The sequence below is a fragment of the Faecalibacillus sp. genome, from assembly GCF_047023275.1.
Lineage (GTDB): Bacteria > Bacillota_I > Bacilli_A > Erysipelotrichales > Coprobacillaceae > Faecalibacillus.
The window spans coordinates 39,003-60,096 of the sequence record NZ_JBKYAR010000017.1; the positions used below are offsets into that span (position 1 = coordinate 39,003).

Here is a 21,094-nt window from a genome sequence, read left to right on the forward strand (position 1 = left end):
ATATAATACAGTTAAAGATTATAATTATGCTGTTAATATTGTGAATTATCCTTTTATTGTTTCAAGTAATGGACAAGCAAAAGTTAAATATAATATTGCAAATCCAGATGATTATTTAACACTTGTAAAAAAAGGTTTTTATTTAAATGATTATGAACCAAATGATTTAGTAGAATTAGATAGTAAATATGTAGCTCCTACATGTGATCATCCACAACTTAGAAAAGTAGCAGCAAATGCTTTAGTTAAAATGATTAAAGATGCTAAAAAAGAAGGAATGCACTTATTATTAAATAGTGGTTATCGTTCATATGAAGAACAAGAAAAAATCTATCAAGATACTGAACAAAAATACGGTGGTGCTTATGCTGCTGAATATGTAGCAACTCCGGGAGCGAGTGAACACCAAACAGGACTTGGAATTGATATGACAGCTCAAAGTGTTGTTGATAAACAAAGACTTGTTTTTGGAGATACAGTAGAATATAAATGGGTTGTTGAAAACTGTGCAAAATATGGTTTTATTGTTCGTTTTACAGAAGGTACAGATGGTATTACAGGAATTTCTCATGAACCATGGCATTTACGTTATGTAGGTATCAAAGTGGCTAAAGAAATTAAAGATCAAAACTGGACATTAGAAGAATATTGTTTATATAAAAACGTTATTCCAAAATTTAAGAAAGATTAAAAATCTAGAGTTTTCTCTAGATTTTTATATAGAGTGATTATGAAAACATTAATAACAACATTAAATTCAAAATTTATCCATAAATCATTAGCTTTAAGACTTCTTTATGTAGCTTGTAAAGATAATCATGATATTGATTTTAAAGAATATACTATTAAAGATGATTTAAATCATGTTGTAGATGATCTTTTATCAATGAATTTGGATGTTCTTTGTTTAAGTGTCTATATTTGGAATGTAGATCATATTCAAAAATTATGTCATTTATTAAAAGAAAGAAAACCTGAATTAAAGATTATTATTGGTGGACCAGAAGTAACTTATGAAATTGATCATTTTTTAGATGAATTTGAAATTGATTATATTATGGCTGGTGAAGGAGAAGTTGCTTTAAACCAATTACTTACGGCTTTAGAAAATAATGAAGAAGTTGATCTTCAAGGTGTAAGTACAAAAGAACATCGAGATTCACGTTTGATTCCACCAGTTGATTTAAGTTATTTAGAAACATTGGAGTCTCCTTATTTATTAGAAAGAGACATGAAGGATATGAAAAATAGAATCTTGTATTTTGAAACAAGTAGAGGATGTCCTTATCAATGTCAATATTGTTTATCTTCATTAGAAAAAGGATTACGATTCTTTTCAATGGATTATTTAAAACAACAATTAAAAGCAATCTTAAATACAGATGTCAAAGTAATTAAGCTTTTAGATCGTTCGTTTAACGCTAAAACAGAACATGCTTTAGAAATATTAGATTTTGTTTTTAAAAACTGTCATCCAGGTGTTCAATTACAATTTGAAATCAATGGGGATGTTTTAGATCAAAGAATCATTGATTTTATTAATGAAGAAGCACCTGATGGTTTACTTAGATTTGAAATAGGTATTCAATCAACATATGAACCAACAAATAAAGTTGTTCAAAGATATCAAAACTTTGAACGTCTATGTGATGTTATTAGACAACTTCAACAAAATCATAAAATAGATTTTCATCTAGATTTAATAGCTGGATTACCACTAGAAAACTTACAAAGATTCTCAAAATCATTTGATGATGTTTTTAGATTATATCCTAAAGAATTACAATTAGGTTTCTTAAAACTTTTAAGAGGAACAAGTTTAAGAAAAGAAGCTGATAAATATGGTTATATTTATGAAAAACATGCTCCTTATGAATTAATAGAGAGTCATGATTTATCTAAAGAAGATATTGAAAAAATCCATTTAGCTGAAGATATGTTACAAAAATATTGGAATTCAGGAAGAATGCCAATAACAATGAATAAAGTCTTAAGACAATGTAAGTCACCATTTTATTTCTTTTTAGATTTGGGTGAATTTTACCAAGCTCAACAATTTAAATTCTTTGGTTTTCAATTAGATGAATTATTTCAATATATCAATCTTTACTTAAAAGGACAATATGAAGATGAATTAATAGAAGACTATTTAAGATTATCCAAAGTTAAACCTAAAAAATGGTGGAAGACAAGAATTGATAATGAAAAAGAAATCAAACATCAATTAATAGAAAAATATCAATTAAATCAAGAAGATGTCTTTAGATATGGTATTGTTGAAAAATTAAAAGAAGATTATATTTTAGTAATTTATAAAAATTATCAAGTCCATGTAGAAAAATATCATATCTAATGAAATTAAATAAAAATTTCATTATACTATAGATAGATAGGAGGCTTTGTATGATTAAAAGTATTAGAAAAAGAGATGGGCGTTTAGTTGACTTTGAAGTAGACAAAATTGCTGGAGCGCTTTATAAAGCCTTTAGTGCATGTTTTGATAAAGTAGAATTAAAGAAAGTATATGCTATTGCTCATGATGTAGAAAAAAGATTAGAGGAAAAAGAAAGTACTTTACCAACAGTGGAACTTGTTCAAGATACGGTTGAAGAAATTTTAATTGAAGAAGGCTATGTAAGAGTAGCTAAGGCTTATATTTTATATCGTGATAAAAGAAGTCGTTCTCGTGATATGAAATCTATTTTATTGGAAAGTATTGAAAATGAATCTAGTGATGATATTAATTTGTTTGATATTTTTGAAAACTTGATGAATGATGCAATGGATAAAACTAGAAAAGAAGATCTTAAAAAAATTGTTAAACTTTTAAAAGAACTACATATTGATGAAGAAATCATCTATCAAAAAGTAGCGGAAACTTTTGCAATGACAGAAGAAACGTTAAAATCAGCTATAAAATAATAAAAGGAACGAGAGTTCCTTTTATTATTGCCAAACTTCTTCAGCAATTTCTTTAACAAGTTTGACCTTATTCCATTGTTCTTCTTTAGTAAGTAAATTTCCTTCTTCTGTTGAAGCAAAACCACATTGTGGAGACAATGCTAATTGATTTAATGGAACATATTTTTCTGCTTCATGAATACGTTTAATAATTTCATCTTTGTTTTCAAGTTTAGCATCTTTAGAAGTGACAAGACCTAAAACAACTTTTTGATTTTTAATATAGCGAAGAGGTTCAAAGCCACCAGCACGTTCACTATCGTATTCTAAGAAGAATCCATCAACATGACAATTTCCAAATAAAGTTTTTGCAACTGGTTCATATCCACCTGAAGTAAACCATGTTGATCTAAAGTTGCCTCTACAAATATGCATTGTAATAACCATATCATCAGGTTTAGCTTCTAAAGCAAGATTAATCATTTTTACATACTTTTTAGCAAGTTCATCTACATCGATTCCTCTTGCCTTATAAACTTCTCTTTTTTCTTTTGAACAGAATTCTCCCCATGAAGTATCATCTAATTGAAGATAACGACAACCAGCTTGATAAAAAGCTTTAATAGCTTTTTGATAAGCTAAAGCAATGTCTTTTAATAAAACATCATCATCTTGATATCTTTCAATAGGTTGGTAATTTTCTTCTCTAATACAACAAATAAGATGAAGCATTGATGGAGAAGGGATACATTGTTTCACTTCTGTATCTCCTGATACTCTTTGCATAAATTTAAAATGTTTTAAAAATGGATGATCTTCTGGAAAATCAATTTGATCAACAATTTTTAATGTTTGACTTTTTGGTTGATGTCCTTTAAAAGCAATTGAAAAATGTTCAACAGATACTTTTTCTACTCCTTTTAAATCCCATAAAAAATCTAAATGCCAAAAAGCTCTTCTAAATTCACCATCAGTGACAGCTTTTAAACCAACTGCTTTTTCTTCATTTACAAGATTTTCGATAGATTTATTTTCAACTTCTTCTAATTGTTGAAGTGTTATTTTACCTAAAGCAAATTCTTCTCTTGCTTGTTTAATTTCTTTATCTCTTAAAAAACTTCCTACAATATCATATTTATAAGGTGCGTTCATTTTTACTTCCTCCTTGTTGTTACTAAAAGTATAAAAAACATAAATGATATTGTAAAATACATATTTTTTACCGTTTGATATAGTTTAAAACTATATCAATTTTAAAAAAATAACAAGATTTCTCTTGTTATTTAATAAATAAATTATTTAAGTACCAATCTTTTTCTTCTTGAGTTAAGTCATCTTTAATATGATCAAAGGCATATTGTTGATATTCATTAATAGAAGCAATTTCATGATTTGATAAATAATTTAAATCTAGACCAGCAATATCAAATGGAACATAAGTAATAGGTTCAAATTTTAAGAATGTTCCATATTCATTTTCAGTATGTTTTACACATAAAAGTTCATTTTCATGTCTAATACCATGACTACCTTCTACATAAACACCTGGTTCATCTGTTGTAATCATGCCTGGAACGATACATGCTTCATGACCATAAAGACTCTTTGGACGAATACCATTAGGTCCTTCATGAACATTTAAGAAATGACCAACACCATGTCCTGTTCCACAACGATAATCTAAATCATAATCATAGATGACACCACGTGCTAAAATATCTAAATTAGCACCAGTTGTCACACCTTCAATAAAATGAGCATTTTGTAATCTAAACATGGCTTTTAAAGCAATCGTAAAGTCTTTTCTTTCTTCTTGAGTCATTTCACCTAAAACAAATGTTCTAGTAATATCTGTTGTTCCTGTTAAGTATTGTCCACCACTATCAATTAATAATAAATGAGAAGCTTCTACTTTAGAATATTGTTTTTCTGTTGGATGATAATGCATTAAAGCAGCATTTTCACGATAAGCACAAATTGTTGTAAAAGAAATATCTTTGAAATTTGGTTGTTGTTGTCTAAATTCTAAAAGTTTATTAGAAATAGAAAGTTCATCCATTTCTGTTTTTCCAATATTTGTTTTTAACCAATACATAAATTTAGTAACAGCAATACCATCATGTAAATGAGCATCTTTAGTCGCTTTGATTTCTGTTTCATTTTTAATTGATTTAAGTAGTTGACTAGGATTTGTTTGATCAATGATATTTTCTTGATGAAGAGGACTCACTAAAGCATAGTTAACAGATTTAGTATCTAATAATACTTTTCCATCAATATGTTTAATATCTTCATAAATATCAAAATAATCTTTAACAACGATTTGATCTTTTAATAATTCATCAATTACCTCTTGGCAAACTGCTTCTTTTCTTAAATATAAAGTAGCTCCTTGTTGATCAATTAAAGCATAAGCTAAAGCAACAGGATTACATAAAACATCATTTCCACGAATATTAAAGATCCAAGCAATATCATCTAATGTTGTTACTAAATGATATTTAGCATCTTTCATTTCTTTTCTAATGATTTCTAATTTTTCTTTTCTAGAAACACCACAATATTTTGTATCGTATAAATAAACTTCTTCATGAGAAAGTTCTGGACGATTATCCCAGATAAGATCTACAAGATCTTCATTAGCTTTAATATGATTTGTAAATTGACATTCATGATAAGCCATCACACGACCATCAAAACCTATAGTATCATCAGGGTGCTTTTCAATATATTCCTTAATTGTAGGAACACCTGGTGTACGCATTTTCATTAATTCAATACCACTTCCAGCAAGTTCTTTTTCTGCCTGAATAAAATATCTACCATCTGTCCATAGATAAGCTTCATTTTCTCTGACAACGAGAGTTCCTGCAGAACCTGTAAAACCTGACATATAATGACGAGCTTCAAAGTAACTTCCTACGTATTCACTTTGATGAAAGTCACTTGTAGGAATGATATAAAGATCAATGCCTTTTTCTTTCATAAGTTGTCTTAATTTTGCAATTCTTTGATTAATCATAATTACCTCCTAAGCTATTTAATTTTAACACTTACTATAAGGAATTAAAAGTCTTATAAAAGGGTGAATTTTTTGGGTGCTTTTTTTCTTGAAAGTAGCGTGTGGCATAGGATTTGGCGGATTTACGCAAATGTGTAAATTTGTCTATTGACAAATCTTGAAAATAAGGAGTAGAATAACGTGCGAAATAAGAAGAGGTCTGTATTGCAAGCGCCACATCCGTTAGAAGTGACATGAACAACACAAAGAAATGGAAGGGTGTTTTTGTTTTATGGATACTTCTTTAAAGAAGATTATTGATAAATTCTTATAAAATAGTTAAAAGTTTATCATTTGTAGTTGATTTGAAGACTATATTTGTTGAATTTTAAAAGAATGAGAGTACAATAATCCTCGACGAGAAGAAGGGGGAAAATAAGATGGATGATATTATTCAAAAGTTAATAGAATTCGATCGCCAATGCGTAGAAAAAGTAGATCTTGCGAAAAAGAAAAAAGCAGAAGCTCAATCAAGTATGATGTCGCAAAAATCTACAATTTATAGTGAGTATATTGATAGCCAACAAGATCAGTTAGAAAAACATAAACAAGATTTGTTGGATAAGAATAAAGAAGAAGCACAATTACAAGAAAATGAATTTCATAAATCAATGAAAAATATGGAAGATTTATTTACTCAAAATAAAGATAAATGGGTAGAAGAAATCTTTAATAGATGTACTAAATAGAAGGTGAGAAAATGTCTTTTTCTTCAAATGCCTTATGTGCAAAAGCTAAATCAATGTATGGTGGACGTTTAAATAAGAATATTTATCTTGATTTAACAAGAAAACAAACAATTGGAGAAGTTGTTTCTTATTTAAAATCTCAAACAAGTTATGCTGATGCCTTAAAAGATATTAATATTAGACATGTTCATCGTGGTCAAATAGAAGATTGTTTGAATCAAGAGTATTATCATCGTTGTGCTAAATTGATGAAATATTCACCAAAAGCTGATGAAGACTTTTATTTATTTGAAATCATGGGAGTAGAAATTAATTTAATTATGGATAAACTTGTTTCTTTACAAGCTAAAGAACAATATAGTTTTAATTTATCTATTCCTACTTATTTAGCGAAAAAAACAAGTTTTAATATTGATGGTTTAGTAAACATTGAATCCTTTAAAGATCTTTTACAATATCTTTCTAAAACAAGATATTATAAAGTTCTTAAAGAAATTGATTTTTCAGTACCATTTGATGTTAAAGAAGTTCATATGTGCTTACAATCACTTTATTATGAAAATATCGTTGAAACGATCAAGAAACATTTCAAAGGAAGTGTTCAAAAAGATTTATTAAATATTCTTTATACTTCTATTGAATTAAAAAATATTTCTAAAATTTATCGTTATAAACAATATTTCCATGAATCAGAAGATTCAATCAGAAGTTCACTCTTTTTACAATATTCAAGATTGCCAAAAGATATGATGAATCGTTTAATCGCAGCAAGCGGTCCTAAAGAAGTATTATCTTTATTATCGACTTCTAAATATAACTTCTATATGGATGATAAAGAATTTGCTTATATTGAATATTATGCTGATAGTATTCAATACAATGTCGCAAAAAGATATATGCGTTTTTCAAATAGCGCACCACTTGTTTATATGACTTATTGTATTTTACAAAGAATTGAAATTGATAACTTGAAACATATTATTGAAGGTATTCGTTACAATCAACCTGTTTCAAAAATTGAAAATACATTAATCTATGCATAGGAGGGGAAAAAATGATTAAGAATACACATTTATATAACATTGTTTTCTCTAGAGATGATTATATGGAAGTTTTGATGAAAATTGAAAATCATCAAGATTCTATTTATCCAGTTAAAGCGAAGAAAGTGATTTCTAATTTAGATCATGCAACTTCTATGGAAGATAGAAACCCATATAACGAAGTGTTAGACGAACTTTATAATGTAATGGATGTCTTGCATATTGAAAAAGTAGATAGACCTGTTCAAAGTGCATTTTTAAATGTTCGTGAAATCTTAGATTATATTTCTGAAATTCATCAAAAATTAGATGATATTAATGAAATTAAAAGAGGAATTAAAAAAGATTATTATGAAAATCAAGAAGCAATTGAATTAATTACATGTTTAAATCGTGATCGTATTTCAATTGATGATATTCATGAATTAAAATATGTTGCTTTAAGATTTGGTAAATTACCTTTATCACAAATTGAAAAAATCAAATATTTTGATAGTTATCCATTTGTTTATCAAGAATTATCACATACTGATCAATTTGCTTGGATCGTTTATGGTGGTGTTGAACATAGTATTGGTGAAATTGATAACATTTTCTCTTCAATGAATTTTGAAGAAGTAAAACTTCCAAAATTTGCTCATGGTAAAATGGAAGAAGCAGTTGCTGAATTAAAAGCAGAAAATAAAACAATGGAAGCTTATCTTCAAGAACTTGATCAACGTATTGAAAAAGTAAAAGAAGATAATGAAGAACAATTATTAGGTGACTTCTGGAAAGCTTATCGTTTAAAAGAATTATATAAAAAAGGTAAATATGTTGTTGATTTAAAAACAAAAGCAGCTATTTATGCTTTCAGTTCATTTAATAAAGAAGAATTAGAAGGAATTGTGAGTGTTCCAGGAATTACTGTTCATGAACTTCCTATTGATACATATCAAGATCAAGGTGTTGAAGGTCCTGTATATGTTGAAAATAATGCATTTTTCCAACCGTTTGAATGTTTATTTACATTTAAATCAGGTGAAAAATTTGATCCAACTATTTTAGCTGGACTTGTGATGATGCTTTCAGCACTTGTTTTAGTTGGTGATTTAGGAGTAGGTATTTTATGTATCCTATTATCACTTATTGTCAAAGGTAACATCAGTAAGTTACTACAACGTGTAGGAGCTGCTGTTACAATTGGAGGACTATTAAGTGGAACAGTCTTCTATAGTATGTCACTTTATGATCCAATTATTTCTATTGGTACAAATTATGCTGCACAAATCGGTTTATTCTTCGCTATAAATATTGCAGTCGTATTAGTTTGTAGCTTAGTAAAAAAAGTGACAAAAAGATCAATAAAGAGTAAAGGGGGACTGTCATGGCAATAGCAAAATTAAACTTAGTTAGTCTTGATTTTGATAAAGAAAATTGTAATGATGTATTACTTGAACTTTATCAAAGAGATGATTTTCATCCCGAGCTAGCAAGTAAGTTTACGGATAGTGTTGCTGGTCTTTCAGCTTACAACAATGACAATCTTTATGAAGAATTGTTAACAAGAATTGAAGAAATGAAAGCGAAGTATCATTTCGAAGTTCCTGAAGTTGAAACTGATTCGCAACTCAATGTATTTAGAGCTAAAGAATTTTTAGATGATTTATTTTTAGATATTGACCGTATTGATGCTGTAAAAAAAGAATTAGAAAAGATGATTGGTGAAAATGATGAAGCCATCATTACTTTAAAACATGTTGAAGGTTCAAATATTGACTTTGATCAATTATTCGGAACAAGATATTTAAAAATAAGATTCGGTAAACTTCCTCTCAATAATGAAGGAAAGTTAGAGTATTATGAAACATTACCATTTGTTTATAAAGCATTTGAAAGAGATGATAAATATGTCTGGTGTATGTATATGACAACACCTACAGATGCTCCTGAAGTGGATAATGTGTTCACATCGCTTTATTTTGAAAAAATTCATATTCCTGAATTTGTTCATGGTTCATGTGAATTAGCTGAACAAGAAATTCAAAATGAATCTGATTCAGCTAAACAATATAGCCAAGACTTACAAAGTCGAATTGATAAAACAATTTCAGAAAATATGGAAGAATTAACACGTATTTACAGTATTGCGAAAAAATTAAATTCAGTTTATGCAATGCAAAAATACATTGTTAAATTAGGTGATAAATTAAATGTTCATGGATTTGTCCCTAAGAGTGATTTAGATAACTTCAAAAACACTTTTGAAAGTATTGATGGTGTTAAACTTGAAGTATTACCTGCTACATCTGATGTACGTCTAGAACCACCAACAAGACTTAAAAACTCATGGTTTGCAAGACCATTTAGAATGTTTGTCGAAATGTATGGTGTACCTCGTTACAATGATGTAGATCCAACTTTATTAGTTGCTATTTCATATACATTATTATTTGGTATTATGTTTGGTGACTTAGGACAAGGTATTATTCTTTCTTTAGTAGGCTTAGTCGCTGAAAAGAAATTTAAATTAAAATTAGGTGGCGTGGGAGTTCGTTTAGGTATTTCCAGTGCAATCTTCGGTGTGTTCTTTGGTTCATTCTTTGGAAATGAAGAAATCTTATCTGAATATTTTAAAGGTTTCTCATTCTTTAATGCAATGTCACCAGAAAATACAATGACTTTATTAATGGCTGCCATTGGACTTGGTATTGTCTTAATTCTTGTTTCAATGACATTCAATATTATTTTGAACTTTAAAAAGAAAAATATGGGTGAAGCAATTTTAAGTCAAAATGGTTTATGTGGGGTTACATTCTACGTTGCTGTTATTGGTGCAGCACTTGGAATGCTTACAGGACAACATTTTGTAAATATTTTCTATATTTTAATTTTAATTGTGTTACCACTTATCTTAATGTTCTTAAAAGAACCATTAATTAGAAAATTAGAAGAACATGGTGAAATGTTCCCAAATGGTTTTGGAGCATTCTTTGTTGAAGGATTCTTCGAATTATTTGAAGTAGTCTTATCATTTATTACAAACACAATGTCATTCTTGCGTGTCGGGGGATTCGTTTTATCACATGCTGGTATGATGCTTGTTGTTTATACTCTTGCTGAAATGGTAGGAGGATTTGGTGAAATCATCGTCTTGATTTTAGGAAACATTTTCGTAATGTGTCTTGAAGGATTGATTGTTGGTATTCAAGTATTACGTCTTGAATTCTATGAAATGTTTTCACGTTATTATGAAGGAAATGGAATTCCATTTAAAACTATTAAGGAAGATTAAATTCAAGGAGGAAATTTATTATGACAGTATTAGAAATTTTATTACCATTAGTTGCAGTAGTTTTATTAACATTACCATTAATTAAAGTATTTACAGGAAAAGTATCAGCTCAAAGCGCTAAAAGAAGATTAGGTGTTCATATCAGTGGTTTCGCTGGTGCAGTTGTTTTATGTTTATTAGTTGCTATGTCTAATTCAAGTGTATTTGCAGCAGGTGAAGTTGCTACAATCACTGGTACAATCGCTCAAGGTTTAGGATTCTTAGCAGCATCTTTATCAACTGGGTTCTCTGCTTTAGGTGCAGGTATTGCCGTTGCAGCAGCAGCTCCAGCAGCTATCGGAGCTTTCTCTGAAAATGAAAAGAACTTTGGTAAATCATTAATCTTCGTTGCCTTAGGTGAAGGGGTAGCTATCTATGGTTTATTAATCTCTATCTTAATCATCAACAAAATCTAATTTAGAGAGTGATTTTTTATGAAATTTTATTTAATAAGTGACAATGTCGATACTGAAATGGGTTTAAGACTTGTCGGTATCGAAGGAGAAGTTGTTCATAAAAGACGTGATTTTCTTGAAGTTTTGGAAACAAAAATGAAAGATAGATCCATAGGTGTGATTTTAATTACAACGAAATTAATTGAATTAGCTCCTGATGTTATTTCTGAAATAAAATTAAAACAACAAAAACCATTGCTTGTAGAAATTCCAGATAGACATGGAAATTCTAAAATTGGTGAAACGATTGATAGATATGTTTCAGAAGCAATCGGAGTTAAGTTATAGGAGAAAGTGCTATGCAAAAAAAAGATCAAGTCTTTCTTTATATCAAAGATGAAATTGAAAAAATTTCATCTGCTGAAGAAAAAGAAATTTTAGATGAAGCAAAAGCAATTGAACAAGAAGCTTATAACCAATTAAGAGGTGAAGCTGAAATTGATGCCAAACATCAATTAGATAAAGAATTAGCAGAAATTTCTTCTAAAGCAAGTATTGAAGCTTCAGCTCAATTAGAAGAAAGACTAAAAAAATTAGTTGAAAAAAGAGAAGAATATGTTAATACGATTTTTACAGAAGTAAAAAATAAACTTGTTGAATTTGTGAACAGTTCTGATTATTTTGAATATCTTACAAGTCATGTAAAAGCAGTAAGTGATGAATATCAAATGACTGATTGTGTTTTATATGTAAGAAAAGATGATTTAAAATATGCAGATGATTTAAAGAAAGCATATGCTTTACCAATTGAAGTTGAAGAAGGTCAACAAATTCAATTAGGTGGGTTCATTATTGAAAATAAAGCAACAAATGTTGTAGTAGATGAATCATTAGATTCAAATTTAGAAGGTCAAAAAGATTGGTTCTATAAGACTTCTGGATTGATGATTAAATAGGGGGATTAAAGATGAGTGAAAATGTAATTTATTCTATTAATGGTCCCGTTGTTAAAGTAAGAAATGCCAAAGACTTTTCAATGTTAGAAATGGTTTATGTTGGTCATGCTAAATTAATGGGTGAAGTTATCTCAATTTCTAAAGATTTAACAACTATCCAAGTATATGAAACAACAACTGGTTTAAAACCAGGAGAACCTGTTATTTCTACAGGATCACCAATTTGTGTTACATTAGGTCCTGGTATTTTAAGAAATATCTTTGATGGGATTGAACGTCCATTAAAAGCAATTGCTGAACAATCAGGTGCTTTTATTGAAGCTGGAAGTGATGTTGATTCACTTGATGTTGAAAAATTATGGGACGTTACAATGAAAGTAAAAGTAGGAGATGTTTTAAAAGGTGGAGACATCTATGCAACATGTCCTGAAACAGATTTAATTGAACATAGATGTATGCTTTCACCACTTTTAAGTGGTAAAGTTGTTGAAGTAAAAGAAAATGGTCAATATAAAATTAATGATGTCGTAATGAAAATTGAAGATGAACATGGTCAAATTCATGAATGTACATTATGTCAAAAATGGCCAATTAAACAAGCACGTCCAACTTTAGAACGTTTACCAATTTCTATTCCTTTAGTAACAGGACAACGTGTTATCGATACATTATTCCCAATTGCTAAAGGTGGAACTGCTGCTATTCCAGGTGGTTTCGGTACTGGTAAAACAATGACACAACACCAAATCGCTAAATGGTGTGATGCTGACATTATTATTTATGTTGGTTGTGGAGAACGTGGAAACGAAATGACTCAAGTTCTTGAAGAATTTAGTGAGTTAATTGACCCTAAGAGTGGTAAACCATTAACTGATAGAACTGTCTTAATTGCTAATACTTCAAACATGCCAGTTGCGGCACGTGAAGCAAGTATTTATACAGGAATTACTTTAGCTGAATATTATCGTGATATGGGATATCACTGTGCAATCATGGCCGATTCTACTTCACGTTGGGCAGAAGCGTTACGTGAAATTTCTGGTCGTCTAGAAGAAATGCCAGCTGAAGAAGGATTCCCAGCTTACTTACCATCACGTTTGTCTCAATTCTATGAACGTGCTGGATATATGAAAACTTTAAACGGACAAGAAGGTTCTGTATCTATCATCGGTGCCGTATCACCACAAGGAGCAGACTTCTCAGAACCAGTTACTCAAAATACAAAACGTTTCGTAAGATGTTTCTGGGCCTTAGATAAAGCCTTAGCTTACGCACGTCACTATTTCGCAATTAACTGGACTCAATCTTATAGTGATTATGTTTATGATCTTGAAAAATGGTATGATCAAAATGTTGGTTCTAACTTTGTTAGTGATCGTCAACAACTTTCATTCATTCTTGCTGAAGAATCAAGATTAAATGAAATTGTTAACTTAATGGGACCTGATGTTTTACCTGAAGATCAAAAATTAGTGATGGAAATCGCAAAAGTGGTTCGTGTTGGTTATTTACAACAAAATGCTTTCCATAAGGATGATACATACGTACCACTTGCTAAACAATTAAAGATGATGGATGTTATCTTATATTTAAATAAAAAATGTCAAGAAGCTGTTGCTCAAGGTAAAGTTGTTCGAGCAATTAGTGAAACTGGTATTTTTGAACAATTAATTAAAATGAAATATGATATTCCAAATGATCATATTGAAAAATTAGATACTTATTATCAAGATATTGATAATGCATTAAAATCTGTAGCGTAGGAGGAAATAAAAATGGCACTACAATATGTAGGATTAAATGAAATCAATGGATCATTAGTCGTTTTAGATCACGTAAAAGGTGCCTCTTACGACGAAATGGTTGAAATTCAATTAAAAAATGGTACAACACGTTCTGGACGTGTTGTACAAATTGAAGGTGAAAAAATCGTTGTCCAAGTATTTGAAGGAACAAATGATTTATCACTAGAAAATACAAAGACTAAATTATTAGGTAGACCAATGGAATTACCTGTTTCTAAAGAAATTTTAGGACGTGTCTTCAATGGTGCTGGTAGACCAATCGATGGTTTAGGTGAAATTTATGCAGAAGAAATGATGGATATCAATGGTTTACCATTAAATCCAGTAAGCCGTGTTTATCCACGTAACTACATCAATACAGGTATTTCATCAATTGACTGTCTTGCTACATTAATTCGTGGGCAAAAATTACCAATCTTCTCTGGTTCAGGTTTACCACATGACCGTTTAGCTGTACAAATCGTTAAACAAGCAAAAGTTGCTGATGAATCAGGAAAAGGTTTCGCCATTGTCTTTGCAGCAATGGGTGTTACAAATGACGTTGCTAACTACTTTAAACGTAGTTTTAAAGAAGCTGGTGTTATGGAAAGAGTTGTTATGTTCTTAAACTTATCAAACGATCCAATTATCGAACGTACATTAACTCCACGTTGTGCCTTAACTGCAGCTGAATATTTAGCTTATAAACAAAATATGCACGTATTAGTTATCTATACAGATATCACTTCATATTGTGAAGCGTTACGTGAATTCTCTTCAAGTAAAGGAGAAATTCCTGGACGTAAAGGTTATCCAGGTTACTTATATTCTGATTTAGCTTCTTTATATGAAAGAGCTGGTATTATTAAAGGTGCAGAAGGTTCTGTAACTCAAATTCCAATTTTAACAATGCCTAACAATGATATTACTCACCCAGTTCCTGACTTAACTGGATATATCACTGAAGGACAAATTACTTTATCTCCTGAATTAAACTCAGCAGGTATTTATCCACCAGTTGATGTTTTACCATCACTTTCACGTTTAATGAAAGATGGTATCGGGGAAGGATATACACGTGGAGATCACCAAGACATCGCCAACCAATTATTTGCATGTTATGCCCATGTACAAGATGTTAAATCTTTAACATCAGTTATCGGTGAAGATGAATTATCTCCATTAGATAAACAATATTTATCATTTGGTAAATTATTTGAACAACATTTCTTAAATCAAGGTTTTGATACGAATAGATCAATTGAAGAAACATTAGATTTAGGATGGGATTTAGTTTCAGTCTTACCTAAAGAAGCACTAGATCGTTTGGATAACAAATTGTTAGATGAACATTATGATCATGATAGAGCTATGAAACGTTTCCATATTAAAGAAAAAGCAATCATCAAAGAATTACAAGAAGCAGGTGATTAATTATGGCTTTAAAAGTTGTTCCAACAAAAGGAAATTTAATTTCTACAAAGAAACAATTACAATTAGCTGTTCTTGGATATGATCTATTAGATAAGAAAAGAAACGTTCTTATTAAAGAAATGATGTCATTATTAGATGATGTTAAAATGGTCAGAGATGAAATTACGGAAGCTTATCAAAATGCTTACGATGCTTTACAAGAAGCAAATATTTCTTTAGGGTTGATTAGTGACCTCGTTACTGCAACACCTATTGATTATGGAATCAGTATTGCTTATCGAAGTGTTATGGGTGTAGAAATTCCTAAAATTACTTATCATAAACAACCAATGGTATGTAGTTATAACATGGACCGTTCTAATTCAAAAGTAGACTATGCTTATGAATGTTTCTATCGTGTTAAAGAATTAACAGTTGTTTTAGCTGAAGTTGAAAACTCAGTTTATCGTTTAGCAAATACAATTAGAAAAACACAAAAACGTGCGAATGCCTTAAAAAATATTTCTATTCCACGTTTTGAAGAAACAATCAAATTTATTAGTGAATCACTTGAAGAAAAAGAACGTGAAGAATTTTCAAGACAAAAAGTTATAAAAAATCAAAAGCATTAATTAATTTTAATGCTTTTTTTGCAAATTATAAAAAAATTAACACGCTAATAAAAAAATATGATATTATTATGCTGTTGAATTATTAAATAATCAAAGAAGGTGTAAATATGAGTATTGAAATTAAAGGAGTCATCATTGGAGAAGGAAAACCTAAAGTATGTGTTCCTATTGTAGAAAGCCAAGATGAAGCAATTCTAAATAAATTAAAAGAATTTAATGAATTAGAAGTAGATATGATTGAATTAAGAATAGATTTTTATGAAAATATCCATCAAGAAGATGCGTTAAGAAATTTATTTTTAAACATTGCTGCCTTACAAATACAAAAACCAATTATTCTAACGATTCGTACAGCTGCAGAAGGTGGAGAAGTTGAAATTGATCCAAAAGATTATTTCAATGTTTATAAATTGGCAGTTGAAGCAAATGCATTTGATATTTATGATGTTGAATTAGCGTTAGGAACAAATATGGCAATTGAATTAAGAACACTTATTCATGATGCTGGTAAATATATGTTGATGTCAAGTCATAACTTTGATAGAACGCCTGAAGTTGATTCATTGATGCAAAAATTTAGATCTATGGATTCTTTAGAAGCTGATATTATGAAAGTTGCAGTAATGCCAGAAGATTATCAAGATTTATTAAATCTTCTTTCATTTACTGTTCAAGCAAAAAATGAGTATACTCAAAAACCAATTGTGACAATGTCAATGTCAGCTATTGGTCTTACTTCACGTTTAGTTGGTGAACAATTTGGAAGTGCAATTACTTTTGCTTCTGTAGGAAAAGCAAGTGCTCCAGGACAAATTGATTATCAAGAGTTAAATCAAATATTAGAGATTATTCATAAAAATACTCAAGAAGCCTAGGCTTCTTGATTTTTTATACATATAATAAAGTGGTGAGATTATGAAAATAGATGCAAAAACTTTAGAAAAACTTGTTTGGATTATTTATAAACGTTTCTTTATAGAAAAAGGAAAATTAAAAGATATCCAAATAAAGATAGATCAATATATTCAAATAAGAATGGTTTTAGTTTATAAAGGTATAGAAACTAAAATTCACATAGATGCAAGACCTTATGTCAATGAAGATATTATTATTGATAGTCAAGGAAGTATTAGATATGGTTTTTTAAAACTTAACTATGCTAAAATGTTACAAGAGTGGGTTAAAGATATTCCTCAAGTAACAGTGAATAATACACAAATAAAAGTAAAAAACGAATACCTTCAAGATATTCGCTTAAATCATCAAGAAATAGAATTAGAACTTTATTAGAGTTCTAATTCTACATGATATATTTTTCCCCACATATAAATTTGATAAAAATATGCAAGAAGTTGTGGTCCCATCATTAATTGTCCAAACCAAGGAACTTCAATGCTTTCACTGTTTTCAATAAAGTGTTTAAGTTTTTTGATATCAAAAAGTTGATAAAGAATATTATTTTTATCATTGAGTGTTTCTAAGAGAAGATTTTTGATATAGGTAAGAAAAAATGGGGAATGAGTTTTAGGATAAGGGTTTTTCTTACGATTATAGATTTCTTGAGGAAGGAAGTCTTTGAAAGCATCGCGTAGAAGAGCTTTTTCTTGTTGATCTTTAAACATATAGCTCCAAGGGACATTATAGATATATTCAACGATATCTTTTGAGGCAAAAGGAACACGTAATTCAACGGCATTATACATAGATTGACTGTCACTACGTGTTAAGAGGGTTTGCATAAACCATTCAATATTTAAATAAATCATTTTTCTTTTATTAGTATCATAGAAACTTTGATCGAGGTAATCTATTTCATTAAGAGATTGATAATATTTGTTTTGAACATATTCTTTAATGTTCAATTTTTTTATATTTTCATTTAAAAGTTCTAATCTTTGATCAATGTCTCTAATCCAAGGAAATGCATCCAAACTATAAAGTTCTTTTTTATAAAACCAAGGATAACCCCCAAATATTTCATCAGCACATTCACCAGATAAAACAACTTTATGATGTCTTTTAATTTCTTTACAAAATAATAGAAAACTAGAATCAATATCAGCCATACCAGGAGCATCTCTAGCCATTAAACTTTGTTTTAAGAAGATAATCAAATTCTTTTGTGATAAAACAACATTATTATGATGACTATGATAACGATTGACCATTAAATCAATATAGTCACTATCTTTTGTAAGTTGATAATCATAAGGTTGGAAATATTTATCTTGGTCGAGATAGTCAATACTGTAAGTTGATAGATGATTAATATATTGGCTACTGATGGCAGTAATAATACTTGAATCTAATCCTCCTGATAACATACAAGAGATGGGAACATCACTTAAAAGTTGTCTTTGAATACTTCTATTGACTAGAAAACGTACATCTTGAACAGTTTCTTCATAACTTTTTAAATGAGGTTTTTTTTGAAGTGACCAATATCTTTCAATTACTAACTGTTCACCATCAAAACATAAGTAATGAGCAGGTCTTAAACTATAAATTTCTTTATAAAGAGTACTTCCTGGTGAAAGACTAGGACCTAGACCTAAGAGTTCCTTGATTCCCGTTTTATCAACGACACATTTTCCAATGTACATTAAAATGGCTTTAATTTCACTAGCGATGACTAAATCTCCATCTTTTAAATAATAAAAGAGAGGTTTGACGCCTAATTGATCACGACAAGCAAAAATCTTATTTTCATAATAAATTACAAATGAAAAGATACCATCTAACATATTTAAACATTTTTCTTTATAAGCAATAAAACTAACAAGTAAAACCTCACTATCACTTTGACTATGAAAATGAAATCCTAAATCAATTAAATGCTTTTTTAATTCATTCATATTATAAATTTCACCATTAAAAACAATACGATAAGTAATATTTTGATAAGTATATTCAAAAGGTTGTTTTCCGCCTTTTAAATCAATAATAGAAAGACGACAATGTCCTAATAAAACATGTTGATCAAAGTATGTTCTAGAATCATCAGGACCACGATGATCCAATAGACGTAACATTTTATTAAATTTACCACAATCATCTAAGACATTTCTTTGTTGATTATATAAACATAAAATTCCACACATCATTATTCACCCTGTATACTATATGACATAAAAAAAAGAATATGAAAAAAACAGTCCGTAGACTGTTTTTAACTATTCCTTATCTTTCTTTTCACTTACAACTTCTTTTAAAGTAGTAGCCAATCCTGCAATTCCTTGTAATTCACTTGGAATAATAATTTTAGTAGCATCACCTTTAGATAAGTTTTCTAAAGCTTTAAAACCTTGTAAAGTGACATAAGCTTGATCTGGATGTGCATCATTGATATAAGTAATCCCTTTAGCTTGAGCTTCATAAACTAAACGTAAAGCTTCAGCTTGACCTTCAGCTTTAGCAATGGCAGCTTCTTTTTCAGCTTCAGCTCTTAAGATTGTAGATTGTTTATCTCCTTCAGCATTTAAGATAGCAGCAGTTTTCTTACCTTCAGCTTGTAAGATAGCTTCACGTCTTTCACGTTCAGCACGCATTTGTTTTTCCATTGCTTCTTGAATATCACGAGGTGGAATAATATTTTTAACTTCTACACGATGAACTTTAATTCCCCAAGGATCAGTTGCTTCATCAAGAATACTTCTCATACGTGAATTAATAACATCACGAGATGTTAAAGTTTCATCTAATTCCAAATCTCCAATAATATTACGAAGAGTTGTAGCTGTTAAGTTTTCAATGGCATTAATAGGACGATCAACACCATATGTGAATAAACGTGGATCTGTAATTTGATAATAAACAACAGTATCAATTTGCATTGTAACATTGTCTTTTGTAATAACAGGTTGTGGAGCAAAATCAACAACTTGTTCTTTTAATGATACTTTATTAGCAACACGGTCTAAAAATGGTACTAAAATGTGAAGTCCTACACCACAAGTACGATTATAAGCCCCAATTCTTTCTACAACGTATGCTTTTGATTGAGGAACAACACGAATAGCGAAAGCAATAATACTTACAATAATAAGTATAATAATGATAATAAAAACCAAAGTAATAATATTCATTTTTTTTCTCCTTTATTTATTAATTTTTTTAACCACAAGATGTGCACCTTCTACAGCAAGAATTTCACAATAATCTCCTTCTTCTAAAGTAGAATTATCCACACTACAAGCAGACCATTGTGTAGAAAGTACTTTAACTTCTCCTCTTGTATCGGCATCAATTCTTTTTAAAACAAGTCCATGTTGACCAATAACACGATCATAATTCGTACTTACTGTTTGTGTTCTTAAATATTTTTTGGCAAGAGGTCGACTTACTCCAATACAAATAATACTTAAAATAACAAAAATACAGATTTGAAGTGTTTGACTCAAACCAAAGGCATAGGCAATTAAAGCACCAATTCCACCAAGAGTAAACCAGATACTTACTAAATCAATTGTAATAAGCTCAACGATAGCTGCTACAATTGTAATGCCTAGCCATATCCATAACATCATGATCTATCCCTCCCTTATAGATTAACCGTTAATATTTGGTGAACAACATCAAAATTTGCAGGATATTTAAGACCTTGTTTATCACTTAAATCTAAATGATATTCTCTAGCAAGGTTTTCAATAAAATTCTTATTAGAAACACGACCATAACTCTTTCCTATAGAAATACGGTGAAGTTGGTCGCTTGGATAAAGACCTTCATCTATTGCTGTTTTATCAACAGGTTTAATGCCTAATAAATTATTTTCTTTATCAACACCTAATAATACATACTGTACATTTTCAAAATGTTTACAGGCAGCGGTATTTAAAGTAAGGTTTGTACTATAAATTATATATGTCTTTTTGACTATCTTTTTATATCTTCCTAAATGTCCGCAA

General features: G+C 29.5%; 21 protein-coding genes. 15 read left to right on the plus strand and 6 right to left on the minus strand.

Annotated features, from left to right (window positions below; genetic code table 11):
• The 3 genes from ACLVEP_RS07420 to ACLVEP_RS07430 all read left to right on the plus strand — a co-directional run.
• Window positions 1–691, plus strand: a 691-nt coding sequence (locus ACLVEP_RS07420) for a D-alanyl-D-alanine carboxypeptidase family protein (RefSeq protein WP_412583906.1), incomplete at its 5' end; no start/stop codon positions are given.
• 39 nt (window positions 692–730) lie between these two features.
• A complete protein-coding gene (locus ACLVEP_RS07425; RefSeq protein WP_412583908.1) occupies window positions 731–2,353 on the plus strand; it encodes a DUF4080 domain-containing protein in 1,623 nt (540 codons plus the stop codon).
• Window positions 2,354–2,403: 50 nt separating this feature from the next.
• Window positions 2,404–2,922 (plus strand): ATP cone domain-containing protein, encoded by a 519-nt coding sequence (locus ACLVEP_RS07430; protein ID WP_412583909.1) that lies wholly within the window; start codon window positions 2,404–2,406, stop codon window positions 2,920–2,922.
• A gap of 24 nt (window positions 2,923–2,946) precedes the next feature.
• Here ACLVEP_RS07430 and ACLVEP_RS07435 read toward each other — a convergent pair whose 3' ends face one another.
• Entirely contained in the window at window positions 2,947–4,053 is a 1,107-nt protein-coding gene (locus ACLVEP_RS07435) for a 5-methyltetrahydropteroyltriglutamate--homocysteine S-methyltransferase (protein ID WP_412583910.1), read from the minus strand.
• Between the two features lie 127 nt (window positions 4,054–4,180).
• A complete protein-coding gene (locus tag ACLVEP_RS07440) occupies window positions 4,181–5,923 on the minus strand; it encodes an aminopeptidase P family N-terminal domain-containing protein (RefSeq protein ID WP_412583912.1) in 1,743 nt (580 codons plus the stop codon).
• 419 nt (window positions 5,924–6,342) lie between these two features.
• Between ACLVEP_RS07440 and ACLVEP_RS07445 the strand changes: the two genes are divergently transcribed.
• The 12 genes from ACLVEP_RS07445 (at window position 6,343) to ACLVEP_RS07500 (ending at window position 17,477) form a co-directional block, all read left to right on the plus strand.
• On the plus strand, window positions 6,343–6,651 hold the full coding sequence (locus ACLVEP_RS07445; RefSeq protein ID WP_318001121.1) for a hypothetical protein: 309 nt from the start codon (window positions 6,343–6,345) through the stop codon (window positions 6,649–6,651).
• Window positions 6,652–6,662: 11 nt separating this feature from the next.
• Entirely contained in the window at window positions 6,663–7,694 is a 1,032-nt protein-coding gene (locus tag ACLVEP_RS07450; RefSeq protein WP_412583914.1) for a V0D/AC39 family V-type ATPase subunit, read from the plus strand.
• Window positions 7,695–7,705: 11 nt separating this feature from the next.
• Complete coding sequence (locus tag ACLVEP_RS07455) at window positions 7,706–9,070, plus strand: hypothetical protein (RefSeq protein ID WP_318000667.1); 1,365 nt, start codon at window positions 7,706–7,708, stop codon at window positions 9,068–9,070.
• Window positions 9,061–10,968, plus strand: a complete 1,908-nt coding sequence (locus ACLVEP_RS07460; RefSeq protein ID WP_412583916.1) for a V-type ATP synthase subunit I — start codon at window positions 9,061–9,063, stop codon at window positions 10,966–10,968. The genes ACLVEP_RS07455 and ACLVEP_RS07460 overlap by 10 nt, the downstream gene beginning before the upstream one ends.
• A gap of 20 nt (window positions 10,969–10,988) precedes the next feature.
• Window positions 10,989–11,423, plus strand: coding sequence for an ATP synthase subunit C (locus tag ACLVEP_RS07465; RefSeq protein WP_022002297.1), 435 nt, complete (start codon window positions 10,989–10,991; stop codon window positions 11,421–11,423).
• 18 nt (window positions 11,424–11,441) lie between these two features.
• The gene (locus tag ACLVEP_RS07470) at window positions 11,442–11,750 is read left to right on the plus strand and encodes a V-type ATP synthase subunit F (protein ID WP_022002296.1); all 309 of its coding nucleotides are present in this window, start codon (window positions 11,442–11,444) and stop codon (window positions 11,748–11,750) included.
• Window positions 11,751–11,761: 11 nt separating this feature from the next.
• Entirely contained in the window at window positions 11,762–12,358 is a 597-nt protein-coding gene (locus tag ACLVEP_RS07475) for a V-type ATP synthase subunit E (protein ID WP_318000664.1), read from the plus strand.
• Between the two features lie 11 nt (window positions 12,359–12,369).
• A complete protein-coding gene (locus tag ACLVEP_RS07480) occupies window positions 12,370–14,121 on the plus strand; it encodes a V-type ATP synthase subunit A (protein ID WP_412583918.1) in 1,752 nt (583 codons plus the stop codon).
• A gap of 12 nt (window positions 14,122–14,133) precedes the next feature.
• A complete protein-coding gene (locus ACLVEP_RS07485) occupies window positions 14,134–15,576 on the plus strand; it encodes a V-type ATP synthase subunit B (RefSeq protein WP_412583919.1) in 1,443 nt (480 codons plus the stop codon).
• A gap of 2 nt (window positions 15,577–15,578) precedes the next feature.
• Complete coding sequence (locus ACLVEP_RS07490) at window positions 15,579–16,187, plus strand: V-type ATP synthase subunit D (RefSeq protein ID WP_022002292.1); 609 nt, start codon at window positions 15,579–15,581, stop codon at window positions 16,185–16,187.
• Between the two features lie 107 nt (window positions 16,188–16,294).
• The gene (gene aroD, locus ACLVEP_RS07495) at window positions 16,295–17,062 is read left to right on the plus strand and encodes a type I 3-dehydroquinate dehydratase (RefSeq protein WP_318000660.1); all 768 of its coding nucleotides are present in this window, start codon (window positions 16,295–16,297) and stop codon (window positions 17,060–17,062) included.
• Between the two features lie 40 nt (window positions 17,063–17,102).
• Entirely contained in the window at window positions 17,103–17,477 is a 375-nt protein-coding gene (locus ACLVEP_RS07500; RefSeq protein ID WP_412583921.1) for a hypothetical protein, read from the plus strand.
• Here the strand turns inward: ACLVEP_RS07500 and asnB are convergent.
• The 4 genes from asnB to ACLVEP_RS07520 form a co-directional block, all read right to left on the minus strand.
• Window positions 17,474–19,288: an asparagine synthase (glutamine-hydrolyzing) gene (gene asnB, locus ACLVEP_RS07505; RefSeq protein WP_412583923.1), complete on the minus strand. Its 1,815-nt coding sequence runs from the start codon at window positions 19,286–19,288 to the stop codon at window positions 17,474–17,476. The two genes, ACLVEP_RS07500 and asnB, sit on opposite strands and share 4 nt — an antisense overlap.
• Before the next feature lie 72 nt (window positions 19,289–19,360).
• Window positions 19,361–20,272 (minus strand): SPFH domain-containing protein, encoded by a 912-nt coding sequence (locus tag ACLVEP_RS07510; RefSeq protein ID WP_412583925.1) that lies wholly within the window; start codon window positions 20,270–20,272, stop codon window positions 19,361–19,363.
• A gap of 12 nt (window positions 20,273–20,284) precedes the next feature.
• Window positions 20,285–20,713, minus strand: coding sequence for an NfeD family protein (locus ACLVEP_RS07515; protein WP_318000076.1), 429 nt, complete (start codon window positions 20,711–20,713; stop codon window positions 20,285–20,287).
• 14 nt (window positions 20,714–20,727) lie between these two features.
• Window positions 20,728–21,066, minus strand: coding sequence for a hypothetical protein (locus tag ACLVEP_RS07520; protein ID WP_412583927.1), 339 nt, complete (start codon window positions 21,064–21,066; stop codon window positions 20,728–20,730).
• Window positions 21,067–21,094 lie beyond the last annotated feature (28 nt).

Bases quoted from the DNA above. Each gene is read 5' to 3' on its own strand.
- ACLVEP_RS07425 (WP_412583908.1), top strand. From the start codon at position 731: ATGAAAACATTAATAACAACATTAAATTCAAAATTTATCCATAAATCA.
- ACLVEP_RS07430 (WP_412583909.1), top strand. From the start codon at position 2,404: ATGATTAAAAGTATTAGAAAAAGAGATGGGCGTTTAGTTGACTTTGAA.
- ACLVEP_RS07435 (WP_412583910.1), bottom strand. From the start codon at position 4,053: ATGAACGCACCTTATAAATATGATATTGTAGGAAGTTTTTTAAGAGAT.
- ACLVEP_RS07440 (WP_412583912.1), bottom strand. From the start codon at position 5,923: ATGATTAATCAAAGAATTGCAAAATTAAGACAACTTATGAAAGAAAAA.
- ACLVEP_RS07445 (WP_318001121.1), top strand. From the start codon at position 6,343: ATGGATGATATTATTCAAAAGTTAATAGAATTCGATCGCCAATGCGTA.
- ACLVEP_RS07450 (WP_412583914.1), top strand. From the start codon at position 6,663: ATGTCTTTTTCTTCAAATGCCTTATGTGCAAAAGCTAAATCAATGTAT.
- ACLVEP_RS07455 (WP_318000667.1), top strand. From the start codon at position 7,706: ATGATTAAGAATACACATTTATATAACATTGTTTTCTCTAGAGATGAT.
- ACLVEP_RS07460 (WP_412583916.1), top strand. From the start codon at position 9,061: ATGGCAATAGCAAAATTAAACTTAGTTAGTCTTGATTTTGATAAAGAA.
- ACLVEP_RS07465 (WP_022002297.1), top strand. From the start codon at position 10,989: ATGACAGTATTAGAAATTTTATTACCATTAGTTGCAGTAGTTTTATTA.
- ACLVEP_RS07470 (WP_022002296.1), top strand. From the start codon at position 11,442: ATGAAATTTTATTTAATAAGTGACAATGTCGATACTGAAATGGGTTTA.
- ACLVEP_RS07475 (WP_318000664.1), top strand. From the start codon at position 11,762: ATGCAAAAAAAAGATCAAGTCTTTCTTTATATCAAAGATGAAATTGAA.
- ACLVEP_RS07480 (WP_412583918.1), top strand. From the start codon at position 12,370: ATGAGTGAAAATGTAATTTATTCTATTAATGGTCCCGTTGTTAAAGTA.
- ACLVEP_RS07485 (WP_412583919.1), top strand. From the start codon at position 14,134: ATGGCACTACAATATGTAGGATTAAATGAAATCAATGGATCATTAGTC.
- ACLVEP_RS07490 (WP_022002292.1), top strand. From the start codon at position 15,579: ATGGCTTTAAAAGTTGTTCCAACAAAAGGAAATTTAATTTCTACAAAG.
- aroD (WP_318000660.1), top strand. From the start codon at position 16,295: ATGAGTATTGAAATTAAAGGAGTCATCATTGGAGAAGGAAAACCTAAA.
- ACLVEP_RS07500 (WP_412583921.1), top strand. From the start codon at position 17,103: ATGAAAATAGATGCAAAAACTTTAGAAAAACTTGTTTGGATTATTTAT.
- asnB (WP_412583923.1), bottom strand. From the start codon at position 19,288: ATGTGTGGAATTTTATGTTTATATAATCAACAAAGAAATGTCTTAGAT.
- ACLVEP_RS07510 (WP_412583925.1), bottom strand. From the start codon at position 20,272: ATGAATATTATTACTTTGGTTTTTATTATCATTATTATACTTATTATT.
- ACLVEP_RS07515 (WP_318000076.1), bottom strand. From the start codon at position 20,713: ATGATGTTATGGATATGGCTAGGCATTACAATTGTAGCAGCTATCGTT.